This window comes from Balneolales bacterium ANBcel1, from assembly GCA_029688905.1.
In the GTDB taxonomy this organism is placed as follows: domain Bacteria; phylum Bacteroidota; class Rhodothermia; order Balneolales; family Natronogracilivirgulaceae; genus SLLW01.
On sequence record JARULB010000002.1, the window covers coordinates 192,230 to 214,728 of the forward strand.

The 22,499-nt window shown below is 50.9% G+C and carries 19 protein-coding genes; 12 read left to right on the forward strand and 7 right to left on the reverse strand.

Features of this window, described 5'->3' with window-relative positions:
- Nucleotides 1–17: 17 nt before the first annotated feature.
- On the forward strand, nt 18–1,097 hold the full coding sequence (locus tag QA596_03015) for a M42 family metallopeptidase (protein MDG5766424.1): 1,080 nt from the start codon (nt 18–20) through the stop codon (nt 1,095–1,097).
- A gap of 76 nt (nt 1,098–1,173) precedes the next feature.
- On the opposite strand, the gene QA596_03020 is transcribed toward QA596_03015, so the two are convergent.
- The 4 genes from QA596_03020 to QA596_03035 form a co-directional block, all read right to left on the reverse strand.
- The gene (locus QA596_03020; GenBank protein ID MDG5766425.1) at nt 1,174–1,347 is read right to left on the reverse strand and encodes a histone H1; all 174 of its coding nucleotides are present in this window, start codon (nt 1,345–1,347) and stop codon (nt 1,174–1,176) included.
- 178 nt (nt 1,348–1,525) lie between these two features.
- Entirely contained in the window at nt 1,526–2,167 is a 642-nt protein-coding gene (locus tag QA596_03025) for a hypothetical protein (GenBank protein ID MDG5766426.1), read from the reverse strand.
- A 72-nt stretch (nt 2,168–2,239) separates the two neighbouring features.
- The gene (locus tag QA596_03030) at nt 2,240–3,025 is read right to left on the reverse strand and encodes a cytidine deaminase (GenBank protein MDG5766427.1); all 786 of its coding nucleotides are present in this window, start codon (nt 3,023–3,025) and stop codon (nt 2,240–2,242) included.
- Nucleotides 3,022–5,418, reverse strand: a complete 2,397-nt coding sequence (locus tag QA596_03035) for a penicillin acylase family protein (protein ID MDG5766428.1) — start codon at nt 5,416–5,418, stop codon at nt 3,022–3,024. Before QA596_03035 ends, QA596_03030 begins: the two co-directional genes overlap by 4 nt.
- 82 nt (nt 5,419–5,500) lie before the next feature.
- On the opposite strand from QA596_03035, the gene lysA reads away from it, so the two are divergent.
- The 6 genes from lysA (at nt 5,501) to QA596_03065 (ending at nt 11,256) form a co-directional block, all read left to right on the forward strand.
- Nucleotides 5,501–6,754: a diaminopimelate decarboxylase gene (lysA, locus tag QA596_03040; protein ID MDG5766429.1), complete on the forward strand. Its 1,254-nt coding sequence runs from the start codon at nt 5,501–5,503 to the stop codon at nt 6,752–6,754.
- The gene (locus tag QA596_03045; GenBank protein ID MDG5766430.1) at nt 6,747–7,766 is read left to right on the forward strand and encodes a GntG family PLP-dependent aldolase; all 1,020 of its coding nucleotides are present in this window, start codon (nt 6,747–6,749) and stop codon (nt 7,764–7,766) included. Before lysA ends, QA596_03045 begins: the two co-directional genes overlap by 8 nt.
- Before the next feature lie 12 nt (nt 7,767–7,778).
- The gene (locus QA596_03050) at nt 7,779–9,005 is read left to right on the forward strand and encodes an MFS transporter (protein ID MDG5766431.1); all 1,227 of its coding nucleotides are present in this window, start codon (nt 7,779–7,781) and stop codon (nt 9,003–9,005) included.
- A 13-nt stretch (nt 9,006–9,018) separates the two neighbouring features.
- On the forward strand, nt 9,019–9,603 hold the full coding sequence (locus QA596_03055) for a hypothetical protein (GenBank protein MDG5766432.1): 585 nt from the start codon (nt 9,019–9,021) through the stop codon (nt 9,601–9,603).
- Between the two features lie 218 nt (nt 9,604–9,821).
- Nucleotides 9,822–10,526, forward strand: a complete 705-nt coding sequence (locus QA596_03060) for a response regulator transcription factor (protein ID MDG5766433.1) — start codon at nt 9,822–9,824, stop codon at nt 10,524–10,526.
- Nucleotides 10,527–10,536: 10 nt separating this feature from the next.
- Complete coding sequence (locus QA596_03065; GenBank protein ID MDG5766434.1) at nt 10,537–11,256, forward strand: RNA methyltransferase; 720 nt, start codon at nt 10,537–10,539, stop codon at nt 11,254–11,256.
- A 76-nt stretch (nt 11,257–11,332) separates the two neighbouring features.
- On the opposite strand, the gene QA596_03070 is transcribed toward QA596_03065, so the two are convergent.
- A complete protein-coding gene (locus tag QA596_03070; protein ID MDG5766435.1) occupies nt 11,333–13,528 on the reverse strand; it encodes a Tex family protein in 2,196 nt (731 codons plus the stop codon).
- Between the two features lie 162 nt (nt 13,529–13,690).
- Here QA596_03070 and QA596_03075 point away from each other — a divergent pair, with 162 nt between their 5' ends.
- Genes QA596_03075 through QA596_03085 form a run of 3 tightly spaced genes read left to right on the forward strand, consistent with a single transcriptional unit; the run spans nt 13,691 to nt 17,141 of the window.
- Nucleotides 13,691–14,473: an inositol monophosphatase family protein gene (locus tag QA596_03075; GenBank protein ID MDG5766436.1), complete on the forward strand. Its 783-nt coding sequence runs from the start codon at nt 13,691–13,693 to the stop codon at nt 14,471–14,473.
- Nucleotides 14,474–14,510: 37 nt separating this feature from the next.
- Nucleotides 14,511–16,853 (forward strand): hypothetical protein, encoded by a 2,343-nt coding sequence (locus QA596_03080; GenBank protein MDG5766437.1) that lies wholly within the window; start codon nt 14,511–14,513, stop codon nt 16,851–16,853.
- A 24-nt stretch (nt 16,854–16,877) separates the two neighbouring features.
- On the forward strand, nt 16,878–17,141 hold the full coding sequence (locus QA596_03085) for a hypothetical protein (GenBank protein MDG5766438.1): 264 nt from the start codon (nt 16,878–16,880) through the stop codon (nt 17,139–17,141).
- Between the two features lie 125 nt (nt 17,142–17,266).
- Here the strand turns inward: QA596_03085 and QA596_03090 are convergent, their stop codons facing one another.
- Complete coding sequence (locus QA596_03090) at nt 17,267–18,541, reverse strand: ABC transporter permease (GenBank protein ID MDG5766439.1); 1,275 nt, start codon at nt 18,539–18,541, stop codon at nt 17,267–17,269.
- A gap of 41 nt (nt 18,542–18,582) precedes the next feature.
- A complete protein-coding gene (locus QA596_03095; protein MDG5766440.1) occupies nt 18,583–19,482 on the reverse strand; it encodes an ATP-binding cassette domain-containing protein in 900 nt (299 codons plus the stop codon).
- 295 nt (nt 19,483–19,777) lie between these two features.
- Between QA596_03095 and QA596_03100 the strand changes: the two genes are divergently transcribed.
- Together QA596_03100 and QA596_03105 are read left to right on the forward strand one after the other, a co-directional pair.
- Complete coding sequence (locus QA596_03100; GenBank protein ID MDG5766441.1) at nt 19,778–21,217, forward strand: glycogen synthase; 1,440 nt, start codon at nt 19,778–19,780, stop codon at nt 21,215–21,217.
- A gap of 5 nt (nt 21,218–21,222) precedes the next feature.
- Nucleotides 21,223–22,497, forward strand: coding sequence for a glucose-1-phosphate adenylyltransferase (locus QA596_03105; protein MDG5766442.1), 1,275 nt, complete (start codon nt 21,223–21,225; stop codon nt 22,495–22,497).
- Nucleotides 22,498–22,499: the final 2 nt, after the last annotated feature.

Genomic DNA, 22,499 nt, shown 5'->3' on the forward strand with positions numbered 1-22,499 from the left:
TAATCACACTGTTTACCATGGCATTTGACAAGAAAACAGAATCCTTCCTGGAACAATTACTGGTCACTCCGAGTCCGGCCGGCTTTGAAAAAGCGGGGCAACAAGTATGGATGGACTATCTCCGGCCGGTAGCCGACCGAATTGAGGCCGACGTCTATGGATCTGCGGCGGCTCACCTGGACGTGGATGATAACGCCATAACAGTTATGATAGAAGCCCATTGCGATGAAATAGGTATGATTATTCAGCATATTGACGATTCCGGTTTTCTATATGTCAACAAAGTCGGTGGGAGTGATCCTGCGATTGCACGTGCCCGCAAGGTGTACATCCACAGTCGCGACGGGATAGTGAGCGGCATAATCGGCCATACTGCCATTCACCTGCAGGATCGTGCCAATAACAAGGCTCCCAAATGGAGCGATCTTTTTGTCGATATCGGCGCTGGTAACAGGGAGGAGGCCTTGTCCATGGTTCAAGTGGGCGATCCCGTCACATTGGCCGAGCAGTTTGAGTTTCTTTCCGATGATATCATTGTGGGCAGGGCGCTTGACAACCGGATTGGCGGTTTCGTACTCGCAAAAGTGATGGAAAACCTCAGAGAGCGCAAACAAGAGTTGCAGGTGAATGTGATCGCGCTGAATGCCGTTCAGGAAGAGGTGGGTGGCTTCGGAGCGCGGATGATGACGTATCGCTATGAACCGGATGTCGCCATTGTTACCGATGTGACACACGCCACTGATACGCCAGTAATCAGCCATAAGGAGCACGGATTGATCAAACTGGGAAGCGGACCCGTTATCACCCATGGAGGGGCAAACCACGCCAAAGTATTGGCATGTATCGAGAAGGCCGCGGATAAAGCGGGCATTGATTTGCAGCGCGAAGCCGCCGGCTCAAGAACGGGAACCGACACCGACAGTATATTTTATCAGAAAAAAGGAGTGCCCAGCGGACTAATTTCCCTTCCTCTCAGATACATGCACAGTCCGGTTGAAACCGCTTCTAAAAATGATGTGCTGGACCTGGCGGAACTGATGACAGAAACCGTAATCGGCATGACCCCAAATCAACGGTTTGGCATATTCGATGGATAAATCCGCATGCATCAGACCATAAAAAAAAGCCAAATCGATTGCTCGAAATGGCTTTTTTCAGAAAAAGCAACTGGTCTCAGTCTTTCTTTTTGTCCTGAATATCAATTCGGATATCCTGAGCAAGCTTCTTGAGATCCTGGAGTGTTTTACGAGCACGAGTACCAGCAGTCTTGTTATTCTTGCTGTAAAATTTTTCCATATCCACCTCTAAATCATCAATCAAAGATTTGACTTCGCTGAATCTGTTCATGAATAACTCCGTTTGTTTATAATTTATTTCTGAAATGTGGAAGACGGGTTGTCTTCATTTGCATCAAGCTAATTATAAGCAATCCAAGATGTCAAGCAGGAATTACGCTAATTCCATCAAAAAAAACATTTTTTCTGTTTTTAAATGATGGATTGGCTTATAATTCAACAGCATGGCGCTAAAGTGCTGTTAATTTGGAAGTATCCGGCAGTTTGGCAAAACCTTGAAGGGTGCAGAAGAAGCCGGATGCAGGTGGTGGAAGCAAATCGTAAGGCGGGCTCCATCCCTTTGTTACAGAATCCCCGGCAGAATCAGGTTCATTTTCTCGGCTCTGTCCAAGTATAACGCCACCTGTTTCCTCGGCGGGAAACACTATGACATGCTCATAATTGAGTGCTTCCCGAAGCAGGTCTGCCAGCCGTGAGAGCGGTATGTCGAGGATCTCTCCGGAGAACGAATCCCGAACCAGGTTGGATAACACCAGATGTGTTCCGGGAGGGCGCAGAGAAAACCACGCTGTATCGACATTGATGTTGTTTTCACTCCGGGTGATCAGGTTTTTCTGAAAGCCATTGACCCCGACGGCTGAAATACCGCTGTCGGCCAGCAGTGCAATAATGCGGTGATTGAGGTCACGTGTGCTTCGGATTCGCGCATCCTGACGTGTCATGCCGGTCTGGATCAGACGATCGGTATAGGGACTGTCACCATGAAGTATGATGCCGCTGCATCCTCTCTGCATGGACATGGCCTCCGCAAATGTCTTCATGAAGAAGGAGTGGTCAAGGTGGTCGTGATCCAGGATAGCGATATAGTTCATGTGGAATTGAAACGCTTTCGGGTGATATTCCCTGTATCGATTTGCAGACTTTCGGATTTGTCTATAGTTGTTTTATTCGTTCTTCAGGGATGATTTTTTCAGGCCAGATGCCATGAACTGATATGGAAGCAAATCTCCCACCTTCAGGATTGTGATGTCCATATCTGCATTATAGAGCGTAACCTGACCATGGTTCATGTGTTCGGCCATAACTTGCCGGCAGGCACCGCACGGGCTTACATAATCTCCCATTGGTGCATAAACATGAATCTCCTGAAACTTCGTTGCACCGCAGGAGATTGCTTTTGCCAGAGCGACCCGCTCGGCACACAGTCCCTTCTGCCAATCCGGCACTTCAATGTTAACACCGGAGAAAACGCCGATGTCGGTCAGCAAAAGAGCCGTGACCGGAAAATCCGAGTGCGGAATAACGCAGTGACTTGTCAACTTTTTCAATCGCCCGGCACTGATACTGTTTTCAGTGGTAACAAACAACCGTTCGCCGTCCAGTGGTTCCCTTTCGGGATGAGTGGAGACATCAAGGCGATACCACTCAATCCAGGCCCTGTTCCACTGATCCGGATACTTCATGCCATATTTTTCCTCTGATCGTTCTTCGCCATGAATGGAATCAGTGCCGCTTTCCGGTATTAAAAGCTTTTTTGGCGTATCACCTTCGCTGAGACAGGAGAAAATGGCCGCCTGAACAGCATCCACCGACAGGGGATAGGAAATATTCTCAACCCGTACGCCCGGATACAACCTGCCGTTACGGCCTTCTACCAGGCAGACTTCGTTTCTGTCGGAATGGGGAATATGGCATCGCTGCCTGAGTGTGTTCCAAAAAAAAGGTTTCATGGGATAAACAATTGATCGTGCTGCCCCGGTTGCTGCGAACGTACATCAGGGATCCGGACATGTCGCATGTTTCCATTTTGCCACAACGGATTCTGATCGTCAAAGTGATCTGAAAAGACATTCCCGGATTGTCCGGTACTGAGAATACCATGGAATTCCTTGTGGGGAGTGTTCTTCATGATCCGTTTCAGTGTGCTGGTGCCGGTCAACCTGAGTTCTTCGTTGGCTTTCGTATGACTCGCGTGAATCGTATGTGGAGCTCCTGAGACGTGGAGCTCATTTGTTTTGAAAAGGCTGCGCGCAGCGGCTCGTGCAGGAAAACTTCGCTTTGTCGTGGCATCAAATAACACCGGCATAATTGAGGGACTCACAACCGGGTTCCATTGCCAGGCATGGGGCTCTTCCCCATATGTTGAAATCAGATAACGGACGGCCTCTTTCATGGATGTATGAATCCAGTCGCTGTATGTCATGGAGTGTGAAGCCGGCCAGTGTTCCGGCTCTTGCAATAGCAGGGATACGGCGGAAATAGGGATATCCGAACTGGTATAGAGCGCCGCATACCGGTCATGATCCATATAATTCCGGTAAAGCAATTGAGCGCTTTTTCCCAGAAAGACCTCGAATAGCGTTGCTGCTGTCTCGTTGGCCCGGTACTCATGGTTCCAGTTTTGAAGATAGGGCAGGGCCATTGCGACGATAGTGTCGCCTTCCTGGACGGATTCCAGGCTGCTGACAAGCGAAGAGGCCAATGATGCGGCAAATGGCGAGTAAACGTCCTGAATCCAGGTATCGGTTATCAGCTCCGGCAGACGGGAAAATGGAGCGTCACTGAATAGCTCAAGATACCGATCGGCACGATCCCACGGCTTGAAGAATAAGTTGTTGGAGACAGCCGGAACATCTCTCCATGACTCCAGAAAAAAAACAGGGCGGCCGTCACCTCTGACTGTTGACGGAAAAAGCGATGAAGCATTTTCGACATCAGCCGGTATGGTGCCGTCGTGAATGGCAAACGGAGTTTCTATGCTGAATATATTGCCAGCAGGGAAAAGCCCCGCTTCCTTTTTATCCGTTGCCAGAATTTGAACTGCCGGATGATGAATCCGGCGAGCGACAGCCTCGAGATCGGATAACGTGCGCGTCAGGGCAAGATCATGATACGCTCCAAAATCGGCAAAAGTATCAAAGCCGGTCCAGTCAAAGGCAAGGTAGCGGTTATCCGGGACGGAGTGCGCCACAACCGGACGGTTTTTCGCTGAAAACGTGACCAACTGATACTCCGAACCGTCCTGAAAAGTCAATATGCGACGATTCGCCTGTACATCATCCGATAGAAGCTCTTCATACTGAATATCGGTCTTCCAGTCAACCGGCCCATCCACAGGCTCCTCGAACAGACTTCCGGAAAAAAAATATCCGTCATCGGCCGGCAAGGGCATAAGCGCCCAGGAGACAGATTCATTTTGCCCGGTCAGCATAACCGGGAATCCTGGAATTGTTATTCCGGCCCTGATCCGGTCCTGGACCTCCACAATCATCTCATACCCCTGATCGGGAAGTTGCAGGGCCGATTCGTGATGTACCTTGAGTACCGAAAATGGCTCGGGGGATTGGGTTGACATGGCAAATCCCGTTCCTGAATATCGATCTTGGGCGGAACGGGACGTTCGGGCAAACGCAAGCCAGTCGTCCGTCAGATTCGCTATGGCCGAAGAGTCGGCAGTCGGTATGCCTCTGTCAAAATGCTGGTCCGTGGGAGCCTCAAGCGTCGTAAGCAGCCGGATGATGTCATCGTCTTCGTATCCGTTCAGATGAAACAACGCCGGTTTTGTCCAAAAAGCCTGCTGCTGCTCCCAGCTCCAAAGCAATTGCACCCCAATAGCGTGCCAGGGTTCCCAGGAAAGCGGTATGGTATTGCTGAGTGTGAATTCCAGCGGAAGCCTTTTTTCGTTATTATCAATAAAGGCATTAATCCCCATGGCGTAAGCGGCCAGTAGTCGCTGATCTCTTTCCGGCAATTCCCGGAACTGATCCCTGGCTACAGCGCCGAAATTCATTGTCAGATAAAACCGGTCCAGATCCAGCAGATTTCTGTCGATCATCTGTGTATGCAGGCCTTCCAGCTTGTAGAGTTGACGGTTCATCTGCCAAAGGCGGTCACGAGCATGCAGATATCCCATAACGGCATAGGCGTCTGATTCGCTGCCGGCGGTAATATGGGGAATCTGAAACTCATCCCAGATCACCGTGACCTCCTCTTCCAGGCCGTCAATCCGCACGGTTTTATCCAGGGATGGTATCAGCTGAAACCATGTCCAGTAAATAGATAGGCCGGCAAGCACCACAATGAGTAGCAGAAAAAGGAGAAGTATCTTTACTGCTGATTTCATGAAACAGGAAAATATGTGTAATTTTGGGGCTGTTGAAAATTAGGCACAAATTACAAATTCTTTATCACAAGCATTCCATCAAATGCACTCCCCGAATCTACTTCCTGTTGACCCCGACCGATTGACCGCGATCGCTAAAAAATGGGGGACGCCCACCTATGTGTACTCCGAGAAGGCTATTCGTGACCAGTGCCGAAAATTGACCGGACTTTTTTCTGATGTACCCGTTTCCTGGCTTTATGCCGTTAAGGCAAACGATAATCCCCATATTGTACGTGTGATTGCAGAGGAAGGCCTGGGGTTCGATACCGTCAGTTTTGAGGAAGCATTATTGTGCCTGGAACTGGGGACCGACCCGGGGGATATCTTCTATACCGAAAACAATATGACCGAAGCCGAAATGAACGGTGCGGTCGAAGAGGGTATCGTCCTGAATATCGGATCGGTCGATCGGCTGAAGGCCTTCTGCGAGCAATGGCCCGGTACATCCTGCAGCATACGGCTGAAACCGGACATAGGAGATGGTCACCACGTGAAAGTCGATACCGGTAACATCGACAGCAAGTTCGGCATCAGAATGGATCTGATCGATGAGGTAATCGCTCTGGCCGAATCGCACAAGGTCACGATCAGGGGACTGCATGCCCACATTGGCAGCGGCATTCAAAAGCCGGAGAACCTGATTTATGAGTTGAATGTTCTCCTGGAAGCTTCCGGAAAATTCAAGGACCTTGAGTTCCTGAATTTCGGTGGTGGCATTCCTATTCCGTACCGAAGCGGAGATCCCGAATTTGACGTCGAACGGTTTGCGGAAATGGCCTCCGAACGGTTCCGGACACATCTCGAGGAGAGCGGCAAACCGCTGCGTTTTTATTTTGAGCCTGGAAGGTGGATCGTCGGCGCCTCCGGAATACTGCTTGCGGAAGTGACAACGGTCAAGGATCAGGGGCGGAAAACGTTTCTTGGCACCAACACCGGATTCAACCATCTGCTTCGGCCCGCCTTGTATGATGCCTATCATGAAGTGATAAACATTTCAGCAGGTGACGACGAGCCCCGAAATATTTATGATATCGCCGGCAACATTTGTGAAAGCGGAGATATTCTGGCGGCCGGGCGATCTCTCCCGGAAACGAATACCGGAGATATTCTGGCGATCCTGGACGCCGGTGCATATGGGATGACCATGGCCTCCAGCTACAACCGCAGGGCACTTCCCGCCGAAGTAATGGTCACCGAACAGGGATTCCATAAAACCATCAGAAGCAGAAAGTCGGCCCGCCAGACCGTCAGGGAGTTTCTTAATGACACAGGAGTCGCCACCGACAATGATTGATCTGAGAAGCGATACCGTAACCAGGCCAACGGAACCCATGTGGGATGTGATGAACCGGGCCCCGGTTGGCGACGATGTATTTGGCGAAGATCCCGGCATAAACGCCCTGGAAGTGAAGGTAGCCGGCTTGTTTGGGAAGGAGGAGGGACTGTTTGTTCCGAGTGGGACGATGGGGAACCAACTCGGGGTCAAAGTCCATACCCAATCGGCAGACGAGGTGATTATCGATGAGCACGCACACATTTTCAATTCGGAAGGTGCGGCGGCCGGACTCATTTCCGGTGTTCAGATGCGAACACTGCCTGGCAACAGGGGAGTAATGGATCCCGAGCGTGTAGCCGATGCCATACGCAGCAAAAACGACTGGGATCCGCATACCCGCCTGGTTGCGGTTGAAAACACCTCCAATATGGGAGGGGGAACCTGCTACCCGCTGCAGACACTGCGCGACATTTACGAGACAACCCGGAGGCACAGCCTTGCACTCCACATGGATGGCGCAAGAATCTGGAACGCGGCCGTTGCTACCGGCACAAGACTCGAAGAATTTGGCGCCCTGTGTGATACTATTTCGGTCTGCTTCAGCAAGGGACTGGGGGCACCGGTCGGCTCCATGCTTCTGGGAAGCGGGGATGAAATTAAGAAGGCGCGACGATACCGCAAGTTGCTCGGTGGCGGCATGAGACAGGCCGGTATGCTGGCCGCCGCCGCATCCTACGCTGTTGACCACCATTTCAACGACCTGGCCCATGACCATCGCCGGGCCAAAACGCTTGCGCACGCCCTGTCTGCGTCACCATATTTCCAGATACTGCCGGAACATGTCGAAACAAATATCGTGTTGTTCAAGGTAGACAAAGCACCGGTCGATGCCGTTCTTGATCACTTTCACCAGCACGGAGTGGCCATGATTCCTTTCGGGAAGCAGACAATTCGAGCCACATTCCATCACCAGGTTTCCGATGCTGACCTTGAAACCGTCATTGATAGTGTAACATCATACCGTTTGTAACTCTTTTTTAAGGTGAACCTATTTCAATTCGTCAGATCCTACTGGCGGCTGCCTCTTTTTGGTCTCAGTTTTACATTCTTCTCCAACTTCGGACAAACATTTCTCGTCTCCCTGTTTGTCCCCGGGTTTCTTGCCGCTTTTGAAATGTCCAATGCCTCTTTCGGGACGCTGTATTCGGCGGCGACAATGAGCAGCGCCATCACTCTGGTCTGGATCGGCTCGAAAATCGACCGCATTTCCCTGAAGAGGTACGCCTTCATGGTAACCGCCGGACTGGTACTGGCTTCCCTGATCCTGGCTTTCTCCTTGTGGATATGGATGCTGTTTCTGGGGCTGTTTGCCATCAGGCTGTTCGGACAGGGATTGAGCAGCCATACGGCCCATACAGCAATGGGACGGTATTTTATCACCATGCGCGGCAAAGCGCTGAGTATCTCCAGCCTCGGTTACACACTCGGTGAAGCGATATTGCCCATCACCATTACGGCACTGATTACCGCAGCGGGGTGGAGGTTCGGATGGATCACCATCAGCCTGTTCATCGCACTGGCTCTGCCCGCAATTATCATATTTACCCTTGGCCGAAATCCTCAAGACTCGGCTGAAAAGAAAAGTACAGGATTTGCCGACGGAGCCTCCCAACCAGGCAGCAACTGGCGCCGGTCGACTGTTCTCCGCGATTATCGTTTTTATCTTTTTCTTCCAGGCATTCTGATTTCTCCGTTTCTGCTCACTGGAATTTTTCTGTATCAGACACGTCTTGCCGAATTCAAGGGCTGGGAAATAGAAATACTCGCTTCAGCATTTATCGCTTTTGCAGCTGCAAAATCCATTTTCTCACTAGTCGGCGGACCCATGGTCGACCGCTTCAGGGCTTGCCGCATGTTTCCCTTCTTTCTGATACCGTTTTTTACGGGACTCCTTGTACTGACCCTCTCTTCACACAGTATCACACCTTTTCTCTACCTCTTCCTGGCGGGGATGTCGGAGGGCTTTGGCGCAAACATTAAAACATCCATCTACGCCGAGCTCTATGGCACCGCCAATCTGGGCACCATTCGCAGCATGATATCCATGTTTGTGGTGATTAGTACTGCAATTAGTCCTATTTTATTCGGACATCTGCTGGACGCCGGAATCCCGTTCGGCTCCATTATTCAGGGCTCCATGGGGCTGATGATCGTCATAATGGTTCTGGGATCCTTTATGTATCGTGAGGCCCGTAATATCATTTCATAATATTATCGCACGTATGAACGAGAAAGAATTACTGCTCTCCGGCAAAGCGACATTTCATGTTGAAGTTCCGTATCGGCTGTATCGCACCGGGAACGCCGCATCCCAGCCTCTGTATGTTTACCTGCATGAGAACGGGCTGAATCTGGTCCGCCTTGAAGAAAAGGCAAACCCTCTGCTGGATCTGCCCGGGTATCATCTGCTTTTTCAGGCGCCATACGCGGAAATAGCACCCGTTGAGGGGGAAAGGGGCTATCACTGGATTCCCGAGTCCGATGACGACGCTACAGTGACCTCAGCCCGTGAGCATGTCTCGGAATTCATGCAGGAGGTCATCGATGGCCTGTTGCCCCACATCCAGGGAAACCGGCTTGTTCTTGTTGGATGGGAGCGTTCACGGAGACAGGTCTCCTATTTCTGCGCAACACGGCCGCATTATGTTAATGAACTGATACTTTTTGAGGGATCCATGGATCAATCATGGATGGAGGAGGATAGAAAAAGATACCGGCATTTACGTGTCCTGGGACTGTCCGGCAAGGATGCGGAAATAAATAAAAATACCGTAAATACGATCTCACGGTGGATTGAAAGCAATTAGCCTGTTAGATAACGTAATGATTGACAAGAAAATAGGGCTCGTACGAGACTCTTGCATGGCAGGCTTCCAGACAGCACGAAAAAAAAACGCAAATAGTGCTATTTATTATTATTAATGTTAGTTTTTACTAATATTAAATGCGGGATGGAATACTATCAGGGCTTATAACCCTGTCGATTGTGGCTGGATAACCCTACGGAAACCCAATTGATAACTCTATGGATTTAATGAAAATTCTTGTCATTGAAGACGACCGGATTGTACGTACACTGGTCAAGCACGTATTAGAAAAAGAGGGGCATGAGGTGTCTATTGCCGAAAATGGTCAATCAGGCGAAGATATCGCGTTAAATGAAGAATTCGACATGATCATTCTGGATCTGGGATTGCCGGACAAAAGCGGTATGGACGTTTGCAAGACATTGCGTGACAGTGATGTGAATACACCCATCCTGATTCTTTCAGCCTACCAGAACACGGATACAAAAATCACCGGATTGAATACGGGTGCCGATGATTACCTGACCAAGCCATTTGATAACAAGGAGCTTCTGGCCCGTATCGACGCCATCATCCGTCGTGTCCAAAAGCGGGACGATACCGGCAATATTTTTGAGTGCGGGGAATTGAAAATCGATCTGGTTAACAGGGATTTCTATGTGAAAGATAAAAAGGTATTGTTGACCAACAACGAGTTCAATCTGATGGCCTATTTCCTGAAGAATCCCAACAGGATTCTTGATAAGGACGAATTGACCAATAATGTGTGGGATATCAACTTCGATACCAACACCAACTTCCTGAATGTCTATATCAGCTACCTCAGGAAGAAGATTGAGGAAATTACCCCCGTAAATTACATTCAGACCATTCGGAAAAAAGGCTTTATGCTTCAGTGCGAATCTTTCGCTGATCAGGCCTGAACGATGCTGAATGAGCGATTTTAAACCGGATAACGCCAGTCAGGTTGCCGAAGCCATCGCTTTCTTTTCCGAGTACGTGAGCGATCATAAAAAAACACTGTTCCGATCCATACTGGAGTCACGCACCCGTTTTTTTACCGTTGTACTGGAGGATATCTATCAGCCGCAGAATGCTTCTGCCGTGTTGCGGAGTTGTGACGGATTCGGTATTCAGGATGTCCATGTCATCGAAAACAGGAATGTATTCGATGTGGACAAGGGAGTGACCATTGGGTCGGACAAATGGCTCACCGTCAACCGCTATAATGACAATAAGGTCAACAATACGGAAAGGGCCTATCGCCATCTGAGGGAGAAAGGATATCGGATTGTGGCAACCACTCCTCATGAACACCAGATTTCACTGCCGGATTTTTATCCCGACCAACCCACAGCCCTGGTTTTCGGCGCGGAGAAGGCGGGACTCACACCCTATGCCATCGACCATGCCGATGAATGGCTGTATATCCCGATGTTCGGCTTCAGCGAAAGCTTTAACATATCCGTGTGCGTCGCGTTGTGCCTCTACCAGCTTCGCAGGGTGATGTCGGCCGAAGGGCAAGATTTCTCATTGTCGGAAAGCGAGAAAGAGGCGCTGTATCTGCATTGGATTCGGAAATCCATCCGGAAGCTGGATGCGCTGGATCGCAAGTTTCTGGAAAAGCAGCAACCGCAGGAAGACCGGCCCTGAACCGGTCACTTTTTTAGGACCAGCCGGTTTTGTGATAAAGAACAGGGCTGGTTACGCAGCCCGTACACTGAACACATTACGTGGCCGGCTTTTTGTCTGTTACCATCTCGAGACCGATCCTCCCTCGTTGCTCATCCAGGGAGTCTATTCGGACCCGGATAATATCACCTACAGATACCACCTCATGAGGATTGTTAACCCGTTTGCGGTCGCTCATTTTTGAAATATGCAGCAGCCCGTCCTGCTTTACACCGATATCGACAAAGGCTCCGAAATCAACCACGTTTCGAACGGTTCCCTCCAGCTCCTGTCCCTCCCGTAAATCACTCATGGACAGAATATTCTGCTTCAGGAGGGGCTTGGGCAGCGATTCCCGGGGATCACGTCCCGGTTTCTGCAGGTTTTCAATGATCAGTTTCAGCGTAGGCAAACCAATTCCGGCACTTTCTGCAGTCCTGTCGAGATCCAGATCCCTGAATTTAAGCGGCAGCAGATCGGCCATGTCCCGAATTTTCCCAGGTTCAATACCCACTTTTTTACAGACGATTTCGGCCGCTTCGTAACTTTCCGGATGGATGGCCGTGTTGTCCAGCGGCTGAGGGGAGTCCGGTATGCGAAGAAATCCCGCTGCCTGCTGGAATCGAAACTCGCCGACTCCGGCAACACTCCTGAGCTGCTCCCGATTACGGAATGGCCCGTTCTGGTCACGGTGCAAGACAATATTTTTGGCTATGGTACTGCTGAGGCCCGAAACATAAGCAAGCAGGGCAGAGCTGGCCGTATTTACATTGATTCCGACCATATTCACACAGCTTTCCACTACATCATCCAGTTTGCGGGAAAGCTGAACCTGGTTTACATCGTGCTGGTACAATCCCACACCTATGGATTTCGGATCAATCTTCACCAGCTCAGCCAGCGGATCCTGCACCCGGCGGGCAATGGAGATGTTGCCTCTCATGGCGGCTTCCAGATCCGGAAACTCCTGCTTCGCCAGTGGCGAGGCCGAATAGACGGATGCTCCCGCCTCATTGACAATTAGATAGTGAAGGGTTTCATCGGCCTTCTTCTCTTTTCGCAAGCCGATCAGTTCGGCAACCACCTGTTCGGTTTCCCTGCTCCCGGTTCCGTTGCCAATGGCGATCAGGCTCACGCCGTGCCGTTCGATCAAATCATCCAGAACCGCAATGGACTCACGAATCTTCTTTCGGGGTGGTGTAGGGTAGATGGTTGTGCCCTCAAGATACTTGCCCGTAGCATCCACAACGGCAACCTTGCACCCGGTTCGGTAGCCCGGATCGATTCCGATCACGTTTTGCGATGAGAGGGGTGGTTGAAGCAACAGGTTTTTCAGATTTTCCGCAAAGGTACCGATGGCGTGTTCTTCCGCTTTCCCGGTCAATTCCTTGCGGGCTTCCCGTTCCAGCGCCGGGAACAGAAGGCGGCGAAACGCATCCGCCGCTGAAAGCTTCAGCTGTTCAGTGAATATGGATTTAGAGTTCGTAATAATATGGCGCTCAATTTTTTCAACGGCCTTATCTTCCAATATTTCTATATTTGCACTCAGAATTCCTTCACGTTCCCCACGGTTGACGGCCAGGATCTGATGCGGCCGGACGTGGGTGAGTTTTGCCGCGAATTCGTAGTACTCCCGATAGGTCTCCTTTTCATCCGGTTGTTTGGTTTTGGTGACGGAAAGCACCCCGTGCCGTTCGATCTGTTTACGAATACTGTTGCGGATATCCACCTCTTCATTGATCCACTCGGCGCAGATGTCACGTGCCCCTTGAAGCGCCTCTTCGACGGAATGGACGTTTTTTTCGGCATCCAGATAATCCATGGCGAGTGTCTCTGGATCGCCCGTAACATTTTCCTCCTCCCACATCAGGATTGCCAGTGGCTCGAGACCTTTTTCGCGCGCCACAGAAGCTCTTGTTTTTCGTTTTGGTTTATAGGGGAGATAGAGGTCCTCCAGCTCCTTTAAAGTCTTGCAAGAGGCAATTTCGGCAGCCAGTTCCTCGGTCAGTTTTCCCTGCTCGCGAATCACACCCAGAATACTTTCCCGGCGCTCGTTCAGGAGTCTGATAAACTCGAGGCGATCCCTTATATCACGAAGCTGCTCTTCATCCAGTCCGCCGGTGCGTTCTTGCCGGTAGCGGGCGATGAAGGGGATGGTCGCACCTTCATCAAGAAGGGCAGACACCGCCGCGACCTGCGCGGGAGCCATGTTGATCTCTTTTGCGATTTGCGAAATAATTCCTTCGGATGCCATAAATTTTGCTATTTTTCAATCGATCAATACGTTATAGCCGGTTAAAACCCGGCCTGCATGCAACGGTCGCCATGAATTCGAATACGGATCTGTCCGTAGCATCGTGAACGAGACGGCCGGCAAGGCAGGAGCCAAATATATCAGCACTCCAAACGATTTCCAATGAATCTAACTACGAAACAGCAATTATTACAATTTGCAATATACCTCGCACGAACTGCTGGGAAATTGACCCTTTCCCGATTCCGAAAAGGCGTGGATGTCGACCGAAAAGATGACGATTCGCCTGTTACCGTTGCCGACAGAGAGGCAGAAGAGTGGATGCGGAAGCAAATCGGGAACACCTACCCGGATCACGGCATCATCGGTGAAGAGTACGGCAACGAGGGAGAGAGCAAATCCGTGAAATGGATTCTGGACCCTATCGACGGCACACTCTCTTTTATTCACGGCGTACCGCTTTACACCACCCTGATCGGTATAACCGTTGATGGTGAACCGGAGGCGGGTGTTATTTACGCGCCCGCAACTGACGAATTGTGTGAAGCCGGAATCGGACTTGGTGCTCGCTACAACGGTACCGATTGCCGCGTCAGGGAGACCCATTCACTCAGCGAAGCAACACTGCTCTCCACGGATATGACGACGATTATCCAGGAAAACCTGATGGAGCCGTTTACAAAACTGCTGTCCACCTGCCGATTGCACCGGACCTGGGGCGATGCCTACGGCCACATGATGGTTGCAACAGGCCGGGCAGATATCATGTTCGACCCGCTGCTGAATATCTGGGATGCGGCCCCGTTGCTGCCGATTCTCCAGGAAGCCGGCGGACATTTCCTTGATTTTTCCGGCAAAGCTTCCATTGAAAGCGGACACGGGTTCTCAGCCGGCGAAACGCTTGCCGGCAAGGTCCTGGCCGTTATGCAGAGCCGCGGCGCGTAAGACAGTGTTCATGTAACCTTGAAATTTGAGACCTCTAATGGTGAAACTCTTCGTTTTTGTCATCATCACCGGCATGCTCCCGGTCATTGCCGCTCCCGGCCTGCAGGCAGAGGAACGGAAGATGCCGCCCGGTGATTATCCGACGCATCCTGCGCTGGAAGTTGCCTATACGGAAGCGGTAGCGTTTATAAGCGTTCATCCGGAGCAAAGAATACTGGAAGGGGAGGTTACCTACCGGTTTCGTCCAAAACACGCTCACGTCACGGAACTGGCATGGTTCGCACCCGGGTTGACACTTTCGGATGTCTCCGCCAGTATGGAAGATTTCGGATATGAAACTGTGGGCGACACCTTGTTTCTGCGATTCGGGGATCCGTTATCCCCGGATAAGGTGGCTACGGTTTCGCTATCATACGAAACCAGTCCCTTGTTCGGAGTCCATTTTCTGCCGTCCGGCACTATGTTCTCATCAAACCTTCCCGGAGGAACCGGTCACTGGTTGCCGGGCCCCGTTCATCCAAGGGTTACGGTTCCGCTTGAGTTGACGATCGAGGTGCCTGACGGGTATCAGGCGGTTTCCGGTGGCGTTCTGGAGTCATCGGAATCGAATGGCGACGCTCAGCGATTTTTCTGGGTACATGAATCGCCGGTACCGCTTTCGGAAGTCTCCTTTGCAGTCGGAGATTTCGATGTGGAGGAAGCGTTCTACGGCACTAAAAACCTGCGTGTTTACCATGAAGCCGGGGCAATAACCGCCGATGAACGCCGCGGTTTGTTAGACCAGATGGTGCGCCAGCTCCGAAGCCTGGAACGACAGTTTAGAAGTGAGGTTCCCGTTTCGGCCATACAGATTGTCATATTGCCGGATGACCGATGGGAAACGCGATCCTATGCCGCCGGCACAGCCTTCCTGTATAAATCCCTCGAAGGCATGGATGCTCAGCTGGATCGTGCTCTTGCCGCTCAGTGGTTTGGCATAGCGCTTCGTTCGTCCGCCCGCCACCAGTACACATTCATTACGCTATTGCAGGCATTGGCAGCTGAAGAGGCGGGACATGCGGAGTGGAACAACGGCCGAAACTCTCTGGAACAGGCTTTTGAAATACCGGAAACCGTGTATGGCTATGAGGATATGGACCGCTGGCAATGGGCACGCCGCTATGTGCAATCAGCTCCCGGGACCGGAGGAATGCAGGAAATCCTGGTTTCCACTCTTGCTGCTTCACTACGAGACCATGCCGGGGAGCGTGGCGTTCGCGACAACTCCTGGTTTTCCGGCCGACTTTACGAACAAACCGGTCTGTGGATAGAAGCTCCGGAAATCGGTCATCCGGAACCGGAGCCCGCTTTTCAGTTCAGCGTCGTGGTAGAGGAGGTAAGAGGCTCCGACAGCTACCGGCTCAATATTGAACCTCTTGGCGAAATTAAGGACCGCATGTTCCCTGTTACAGTTGCATGGAACCGGGACGGGCGCATTATTGAAAACGAATACGCTTTTCATGGGCAAGGGGATCAGCTTACGGTGGAGCCGGGAGGGCTTGTAAGCAATATTACGGTTTCGGATGCCTCGGAACTGGAGCTCTCATTCACTGTGGAAAAACCATTTTCCTTCTGGATGCATCAGCTCAGAAGATCGGTCCGGCCGCAGCACAGAATTAAGGCGGCGGAGGCTCTCAAGGATTTTGCGGATGACCCCGATCTGCAGCTTGCGGTTCAGGATGTGATCGGTAGAGAACAGGACCCGCATGTACAGGCGGCCATGTATGATCTGCTGGCTGAAATCACGGCAGGGGCCAGCGGCACCGAACGTCGTTTTCTGGACGGGCTTTCCAGTTCGAATCCGGAGATTCGCGAAGTTTCCATGAACGCCCTCAAAAGATACCCCGGTGTACGGCGGGTTGAGGATGAAGTGATGTCCATTATTCAGGTTTCAGACGACATCGCCTTTGTCAATATGGCTATCGGCACTTACCGGCATCTTGTAGATGAAGAGGAGTTTCGTGACTTTGCCATCCGTTTTCTGAGGGAGGACCGACAGGAGCTGCTTTTCACCAAAACGTTGCTTAGGGAACTCTTCGAATTGCCGATAACAGAAGAAAGTGTTGATGCGGCTTCGCTGTATCTGCTGGAAGATTATCCGTTTGATCTGCGCTGGAAAGCTTACCGTCTGCTGCGGCAAAGTGAGTTTAACTCCAACTGGCAATCGGCCTTTCTTGAAAAATGCGCCGATGATGCCGATCCCAGGATTCGATTTTTAACCCTGTTTTCACTCTCGGCACTGGAAGCGGAAAAACGGGGACCTTTTTTGGAGTCCAGACTGTTGAAAGAGTACGATCTTCGTATATTGAAACGTGTGCAGGAACACAAGCTTTCTGAGTAAATTAAAGCAACCGGCTATCAGTTTATGAATTACATCATCAAACTACCCCCCAAATCCAAGCGGGATGAAGTCATTGACGCCTGGGTTTCCGACATTCTGAACGATCACGAATACCGCAATTTCCGTTCAACCATGAACAAGCTCATCAAGAGCGGATTCAACCGGGATGGGGTAATGTTCATGTTTCTGCATCGCACCACCCATGAAATTGCACGCAAGCGCATCATTAAACAGTCTCACTACGACCTTGCCGACGTGGCCTTCAGCACTCCTATAAGCCTGAACTGAGGACTAAAGGTTACGACGTTTGTGTAATTCATCCATGGCGAATCGCGCTCACGGACCGGCACAGCTGATTCAGACCATCAGCCGCATTTACCTGCCCATAAAGCTGTGACCGAGGCCCTGGGGCATCACGCCTGCCTGACCCACTTGACCAGTTCCCTGAACGACGCCTTCTTTCCGTACATGAGAATACCGATGCGGTAGATACGGGAACTCATCCAGATAAGTACCAGAAATGTCAGGATCATGATAGCCATGGTTCCGGCAAACTGCCATAAAGGCACCGAGACCACGGCCATACGAACCGGCATCAGGATGGGTGCGAAAAATGGAAACATGGAGAGTGCTATGGCCAGAGTGGAATTGGGGTTCTCCGAGACGGTCATCAGAAATATAAGCGGCACGACAATCAGCATTATGATGGGGATCTGAAGCTGCTGGCTGTCGGATTCCTGCTCAATGGCCGAGCCTACCGCTGCAAACAGGGCGCTGTACACCAGATAACCGAGCAAAAAGAACAGCACGAAACCGACCCAGACCATCGGCGAGATTGTGGGCAGGGTAAAGGCGGCAGCTTCACCGGCGGCTTCGGCGGTAGCGGCATCAGCCCCGGTAAACAAGGCCAATACCGGTCCGGCCGCCATCATCAACAATGCCCCGGAAAATGCCCAGATTAGAAACTGTGTGAGGCCCAGAAGCGCAACACCGGTCACTTTTCCAAGCAACAACTCGAAGGGACGAACCGATGAAGCAATAACCTCTACAACACGCGAGGACTTCTCTTCCATAACGCTTCGCATGATGACGGTACCATACCCGAGCATCGCTCCGTATATGATGAACCCCATGATAAAGCCAATAGCCGCCGATGCACCGGTGTCTGCGGCTTCTTCGCCCGTTTCGGTTATGGTGTAGTTGTTTACGGAGATACGCTCACTCAGCACTGCGCGAATTTCATCCGACGCCTCCAGACGGTCAAGCCGCTCCTGCCGCACAAACTCACGAATATCGGAGCGAATTCGTGATGTGGTTGTCATTCCGGCGCTGCCATCGTGGTAGAAAGCGGGCTGGCCCCGGCCATCCAGGACTTCGTGTGGAATTAGGATGTATCCCTCGATGGATCCGACCTGGAGTCTTTGTCTCAACTCTTCCGTAGATGCATTGGCCGGTTGGTAAAACACCGAATCGGTAGCGATCATCCGTTGTGCGATGACCCCGGTTTCGTCATATACCTGGAAGCGGCGTTCTGTGTCGCTTGTCAGTACATGAACCAGGCTGGGAATCACCAGTAGTAAAATCATAAACACGGGTGCCAGGATGGTGGTGACAATGAAAACCTTGCTTTTCAGCCTGACCAGGTATTCCCTTTGAATAATTAGCAGCAGTTTTTCTGTTGAAAGCATTGTTACATCCTGTTTTGGAATTTCTGTGGATTGGGGAAGAGTTATCCGGTGACGGTATCGATGAAAATTTCCTGCAGGCCGGGTTCAATCAGCTCAAACCCTTCAACACGGGCATGTTTCTGGGCTTCCCGCAGTATGGCCTGGTCGTCGGCGCCATCAAGCAAGCGGATCTCGGCATAATGCACGGAGCGGTTGTTGATGCGGACATTTTCCAGGCGGTCCAGAAATGTGTGGTCGCCATGAAATTTGAGCCGGATGCTGTTTTTGCCATAGGAAGCCTTGATCTGCGACAGTTCTCCGTTGAGTACCAGCTTCCCGTTGTTGAACAGGGCGATATCGTCGCACAGTTGTTCAACCTGCTCCATGCGGTGTGTGGCAAAGAAGATGGTCTTTCCTGCCGCCCTGAGCTCGAGGATCACCTCTTTCAGCATTTCACTGTTGATGGGATCCAGTCCGCTGAAAGGCTCGTCAAATATCAGACATTGCGGATCGTGGGCGATGGTGGCGACAAACTGGATTTTCTGCTGCATGCCTTTCGAGAGTTCACCGATCTCCTTTCCTGTCCAGTCGGAAGCGCCAAATCGGTCCAGCCAGAACCGGATTTTCTCCCTGGCGTCATGGCGGGAGAGTCCTCTTAGCCGGCAAAGATAGACAAGTTGCTCGCCTACCTTCATCTTTTTGTAAAGCCCCCGTTCCTCCGGAAGATAGCCGAGTTTATGCTGGGTTCCGGGGCCGGCCTGCTCCCCGTATACCCGGATCACACCCGAATCGGGAACCAGTATATGGGTCAGCATTCGGATGCTGGTGGTTTTACCCGCACCGTTGGGCCCCAGTAAACCAAAGATTCGCCCTTCGTTTACGGTAAAGGATACATCATCAACAGCACGTTGATCTCCGAACTTTTTTACTACATTCTCAAACGCTACAACGGTATCATTCATGATCTGTGGGTTATTTCTGATATGCCCCCCTCCAAATGAGGATAGATGAAACATCCATGGCCAACAATTCGGCCACACAGGCGAATGATCAAATTCATGGATGCTACATGTGACATTATGAAAAAAATAAATTTTTACACATGAAAATAAGGTTTGTATCATACTTGATGAAATCCTTATATACCAATAAAACCGATATATTTTACGCAAATGCGCCCTTCCGGAAACAGGTGCATCTGAAACCGCGATAAATCGATTTGGGACACCTACGAATTATTTAAATAATTGTTTCACTATGCAGGTAATACAGGTCAGTTTTGAATGCTATCCGGTCGCCAAAGCCGGCGGTCTTGGCGATGTTGTCGGAGCTCTTCCCAAATACCTGCAGCAATTTGATGTCGACTCGTGGGTGGTCATGCCCCATTTCGACATTCCCTGGGTTCGCAACCATCAACTCAAGCAGGTCCACGACGGTATCACGCGAATGGGTGATGAGCGATTCCACTACCGGATCATGAGAGAGGAGGGGGGCATTCTTGGATTCCCTCTGTTTCTTGTGGATATCCCCGGGAAACTGGACCGGCCGGGCATCTATATCGATCCCAACAGCGATTTTCCTTACTGGGATGAATATGAACGATTCCTGTCCTTTCAGATTGCCACTTTGGATTGGATGAAGTCCTTCAGCAAAAAACCGGATATCATCCATTGCCACGATCATCATACCGCACTGATTCCTTTTTTGATGACCAGTTCGCCCGTTTTTCATGAATTTGCATCCATTCCATCCATTTTGACGATTCATAACGGACATTACCAGGGGTGGTACGATTCAGGAAAGAGCTCACTTCTGCCGACTATCGACCCCCAACGGGAAGGCTACCTGTACTGGAACGGCCAGATGAACGCATTGTCGGCCGGAGTACGCACCGCCTGGCAGATCACCACGGTATCGCAATCCTATCTCGAAGAGCTGCAACTCTCCAGTAAAGGGCTGGAATCGCTGCTTGCCAATGAAAGGGGCAAGTCAAGAGGCATCATCAACGGCATCGACAGCGATATCTGGAATCCGGCCACAGATCCGCTGATCATAGAGAATTACGATGCCAAAAACGTGCTGCAGGGCAAAAAGAAAAACAAGGAATGGTTGTGCCACCAGTTTGAACTGGATGCCGATCTTCCGCTGTTTGTTTTTATAGGTAGACTGGTTGATGAGAAGGGGGCCGACTTGCTGCCCGACCTCATCATTCGTTTTCTGGAAACCGGCCTGAAGGCAAGTTTTTTGATTTTGGGTACGGGAGATCCTTTTTTACATACCAGATTTGAGGAACTGAAAAACAGATACCCCGGTTTTTGTGACGTATCACTGACCTATAATGAAGAACTGGCGCACCGTATGTATGCCGGAAGTGATTTTCTGCTTATGCCGTCGAGGGTGGAACCGTGCGGCTTGAACCAGATGTATGCCCTCAGGTACGGCTCCATACCCGTTGTTCGAAGTATCGGCGGACTAAAAGATTCCGTTATCGATTTTTCCGAACCGGACGGCTACGGTATTCTGTTTGAAAACTTCAATCTGGATGATTCATTTGAAGCATTGAAACGGGCCATGACGGTCCATGCCGACGAGGGTCTCAAGTCAAAGTTGCAAAACCGGGCTCTTTCCAAGGATTTCTCATGGCATAATTCGGCGCAGCAATATCACGAAATGTATCAATCACTAATCACGGAGTGACTATTATGATGGATTCGACGATTGCCGTAATTTTAGGTGGTGGCGCAGGAACCCGCTTGAACCCTCTCACCAAAAGCAGATCCAAACCGGCCGTTCCCGTTGGTGGAAAGTACAGACTGGTCGATATACCGATATCCAACTGCCTCCACTCCGAGTTGAGAAAAATCTTTGTTCTCACACAGTTTAATTCGGCATCTCTGAATCAGCATATCAAAAACACGTTCAGTTTCGATGCTTTTTCCAGCGGGTTCGTGGATATTCTGGCTGCCGAGCAGACACCCACCTCTCATAACTGGTTTCAGGGGACGGCGGATGCCGTCCGGCAGACCTTCCGGCATCTGGAAAATCATTCGGCCGACAAGGTCCTGATTCTCTCCGGAGATCAGCTCTATCAGATGGATTACCGAAAGATGATGAAACAGCACAAGGCCAACAATGCCGGACTCACCATTGCGACCCTTCCTGTTACAGCCGAGGATGCCACCGGTTTCGGAATCATGAAAACCGACGCAAACGGAATGATCACCAGTTTCATCGAGAAGCCGTCCATGGATGAGCTCACGTCATGGAAGTCTGAAGTATCCGAAGAACAGAAGGTCCAGGGAAAGCATTACCTGGCCTCCATGGGGATCTATATTTTTGAACTGGAACTGCTCAGAGACCTGATCAACAATAATCCCGATGCCGTTGACTTCGGCAAAGAGATCATTCCAAAAGTCATTGAAACGGATGTCCCGGTGGCCAGTTACAATTATTCCGGCTACTGGACCGACATTGGTACCATCAAATCGTTTTATGAGGCCAATCTGGAACTGGCCGACCCGTTGCCCCAGTTTGACCTCTATGCGGAAGGAAAGAAGATCTTCACGCGCGCGCGGTTGCTCCCGCCATCCAAGGTTTTCGGCACCACCATGGAGTCCACGCTCATGGCCGAAGGGTGTGTGGTAGAAGCGGCCTGGATCGAGCATTCGGTGGTCGGTATCCGGTCCCGCATTGGCCGGGGCACAACCATCAAGGATGCCATCATCATGGGTAACGACTACTATCCCACACTCGAAGAGATTGCTTCGGCGAAAGACTCCGACAGACCGACCCCCGGAATCGGGGCCGATTGTCACATCGAACGGGCCATCATTGACAAAAATGCCCGAATCGGTAACAACGTGCGAATAATTGGCGGCGATCATCATCAATATACCGAGAACAACAACTATTCTATTGTCGACGGAATCGTTGTTGTGGAAAAGAATGCTGTCATCGAAGACGGAACGGTAATCTGACC

Bases quoted from the DNA above. Each gene is read 5' to 3' on its own strand.
- QA596_03015 (MDG5766424.1), top strand. From the start codon at position 18: ATGGCATTTGACAAGAAAACAGAATCCTTCCTGGAACAATTACTGGTC.
- QA596_03020 (MDG5766425.1), bottom strand. From the start codon at position 1,347: ATGAACAGATTCAGCGAAGTCAAATCTTTGATTGATGATTTAGAGGTG.
- QA596_03025 (MDG5766426.1), bottom strand. From the start codon at position 2,167: ATGAACTATATCGCTATCCTGGATCACGACCACCTTGACCACTCCTTC.
- QA596_03030 (MDG5766427.1), bottom strand. From the start codon at position 3,025: ATGAAACCTTTTTTTTGGAACACACTCAGGCAGCGATGCCATATTCCC.
- QA596_03035 (MDG5766428.1), bottom strand. From the start codon at position 5,418: ATGAAATCAGCAGTAAAGATACTTCTCCTTTTTCTGCTACTCATTGTG.
- lysA (MDG5766429.1), top strand. From the start codon at position 5,501: ATGCACTCCCCGAATCTACTTCCTGTTGACCCCGACCGATTGACCGCG.
- QA596_03045 (MDG5766430.1), top strand. From the start codon at position 6,747: ATGATTGATCTGAGAAGCGATACCGTAACCAGGCCAACGGAACCCATG.
- QA596_03055 (MDG5766432.1), top strand. From the start codon at position 9,019: ATGAACGAGAAAGAATTACTGCTCTCCGGCAAAGCGACATTTCATGTT.
- QA596_03060 (MDG5766433.1), top strand. From the start codon at position 9,822: ATGGATTTAATGAAAATTCTTGTCATTGAAGACGACCGGATTGTACGT.
- QA596_03065 (MDG5766434.1), top strand. From the start codon at position 10,537: ATGAGCGATTTTAAACCGGATAACGCCAGTCAGGTTGCCGAAGCCATC.
- QA596_03070 (MDG5766435.1), bottom strand. From the start codon at position 13,528: ATGGCATCCGAAGGAATTATTTCGCAAATCGCAAAAGAGATCAACATG.
- QA596_03075 (MDG5766436.1), top strand. From the start codon at position 13,691: ATGAATCTAACTACGAAACAGCAATTATTACAATTTGCAATATACCTC.
- QA596_03080 (MDG5766437.1), top strand. From the start codon at position 14,511: ATGGTGAAACTCTTCGTTTTTGTCATCATCACCGGCATGCTCCCGGTC.
- QA596_03085 (MDG5766438.1), top strand. From the start codon at position 16,878: ATGAATTACATCATCAAACTACCCCCCAAATCCAAGCGGGATGAAGTC.
- QA596_03090 (MDG5766439.1), bottom strand. From the start codon at position 18,541: ATGCTTTCAACAGAAAAACTGCTGCTAATTATTCAAAGGGAATACCTG.
- QA596_03095 (MDG5766440.1), bottom strand. From the start codon at position 19,482: ATGAATGATACCGTTGTAGCGTTTGAGAATGTAGTAAAAAAGTTCGGA.
- QA596_03100 (MDG5766441.1), top strand. From the start codon at position 19,778: ATGCAGGTAATACAGGTCAGTTTTGAATGCTATCCGGTCGCCAAAGCC.
- QA596_03105 (MDG5766442.1), top strand. From the start codon at position 21,223: ATGATGGATTCGACGATTGCCGTAATTTTAGGTGGTGGCGCAGGAACC.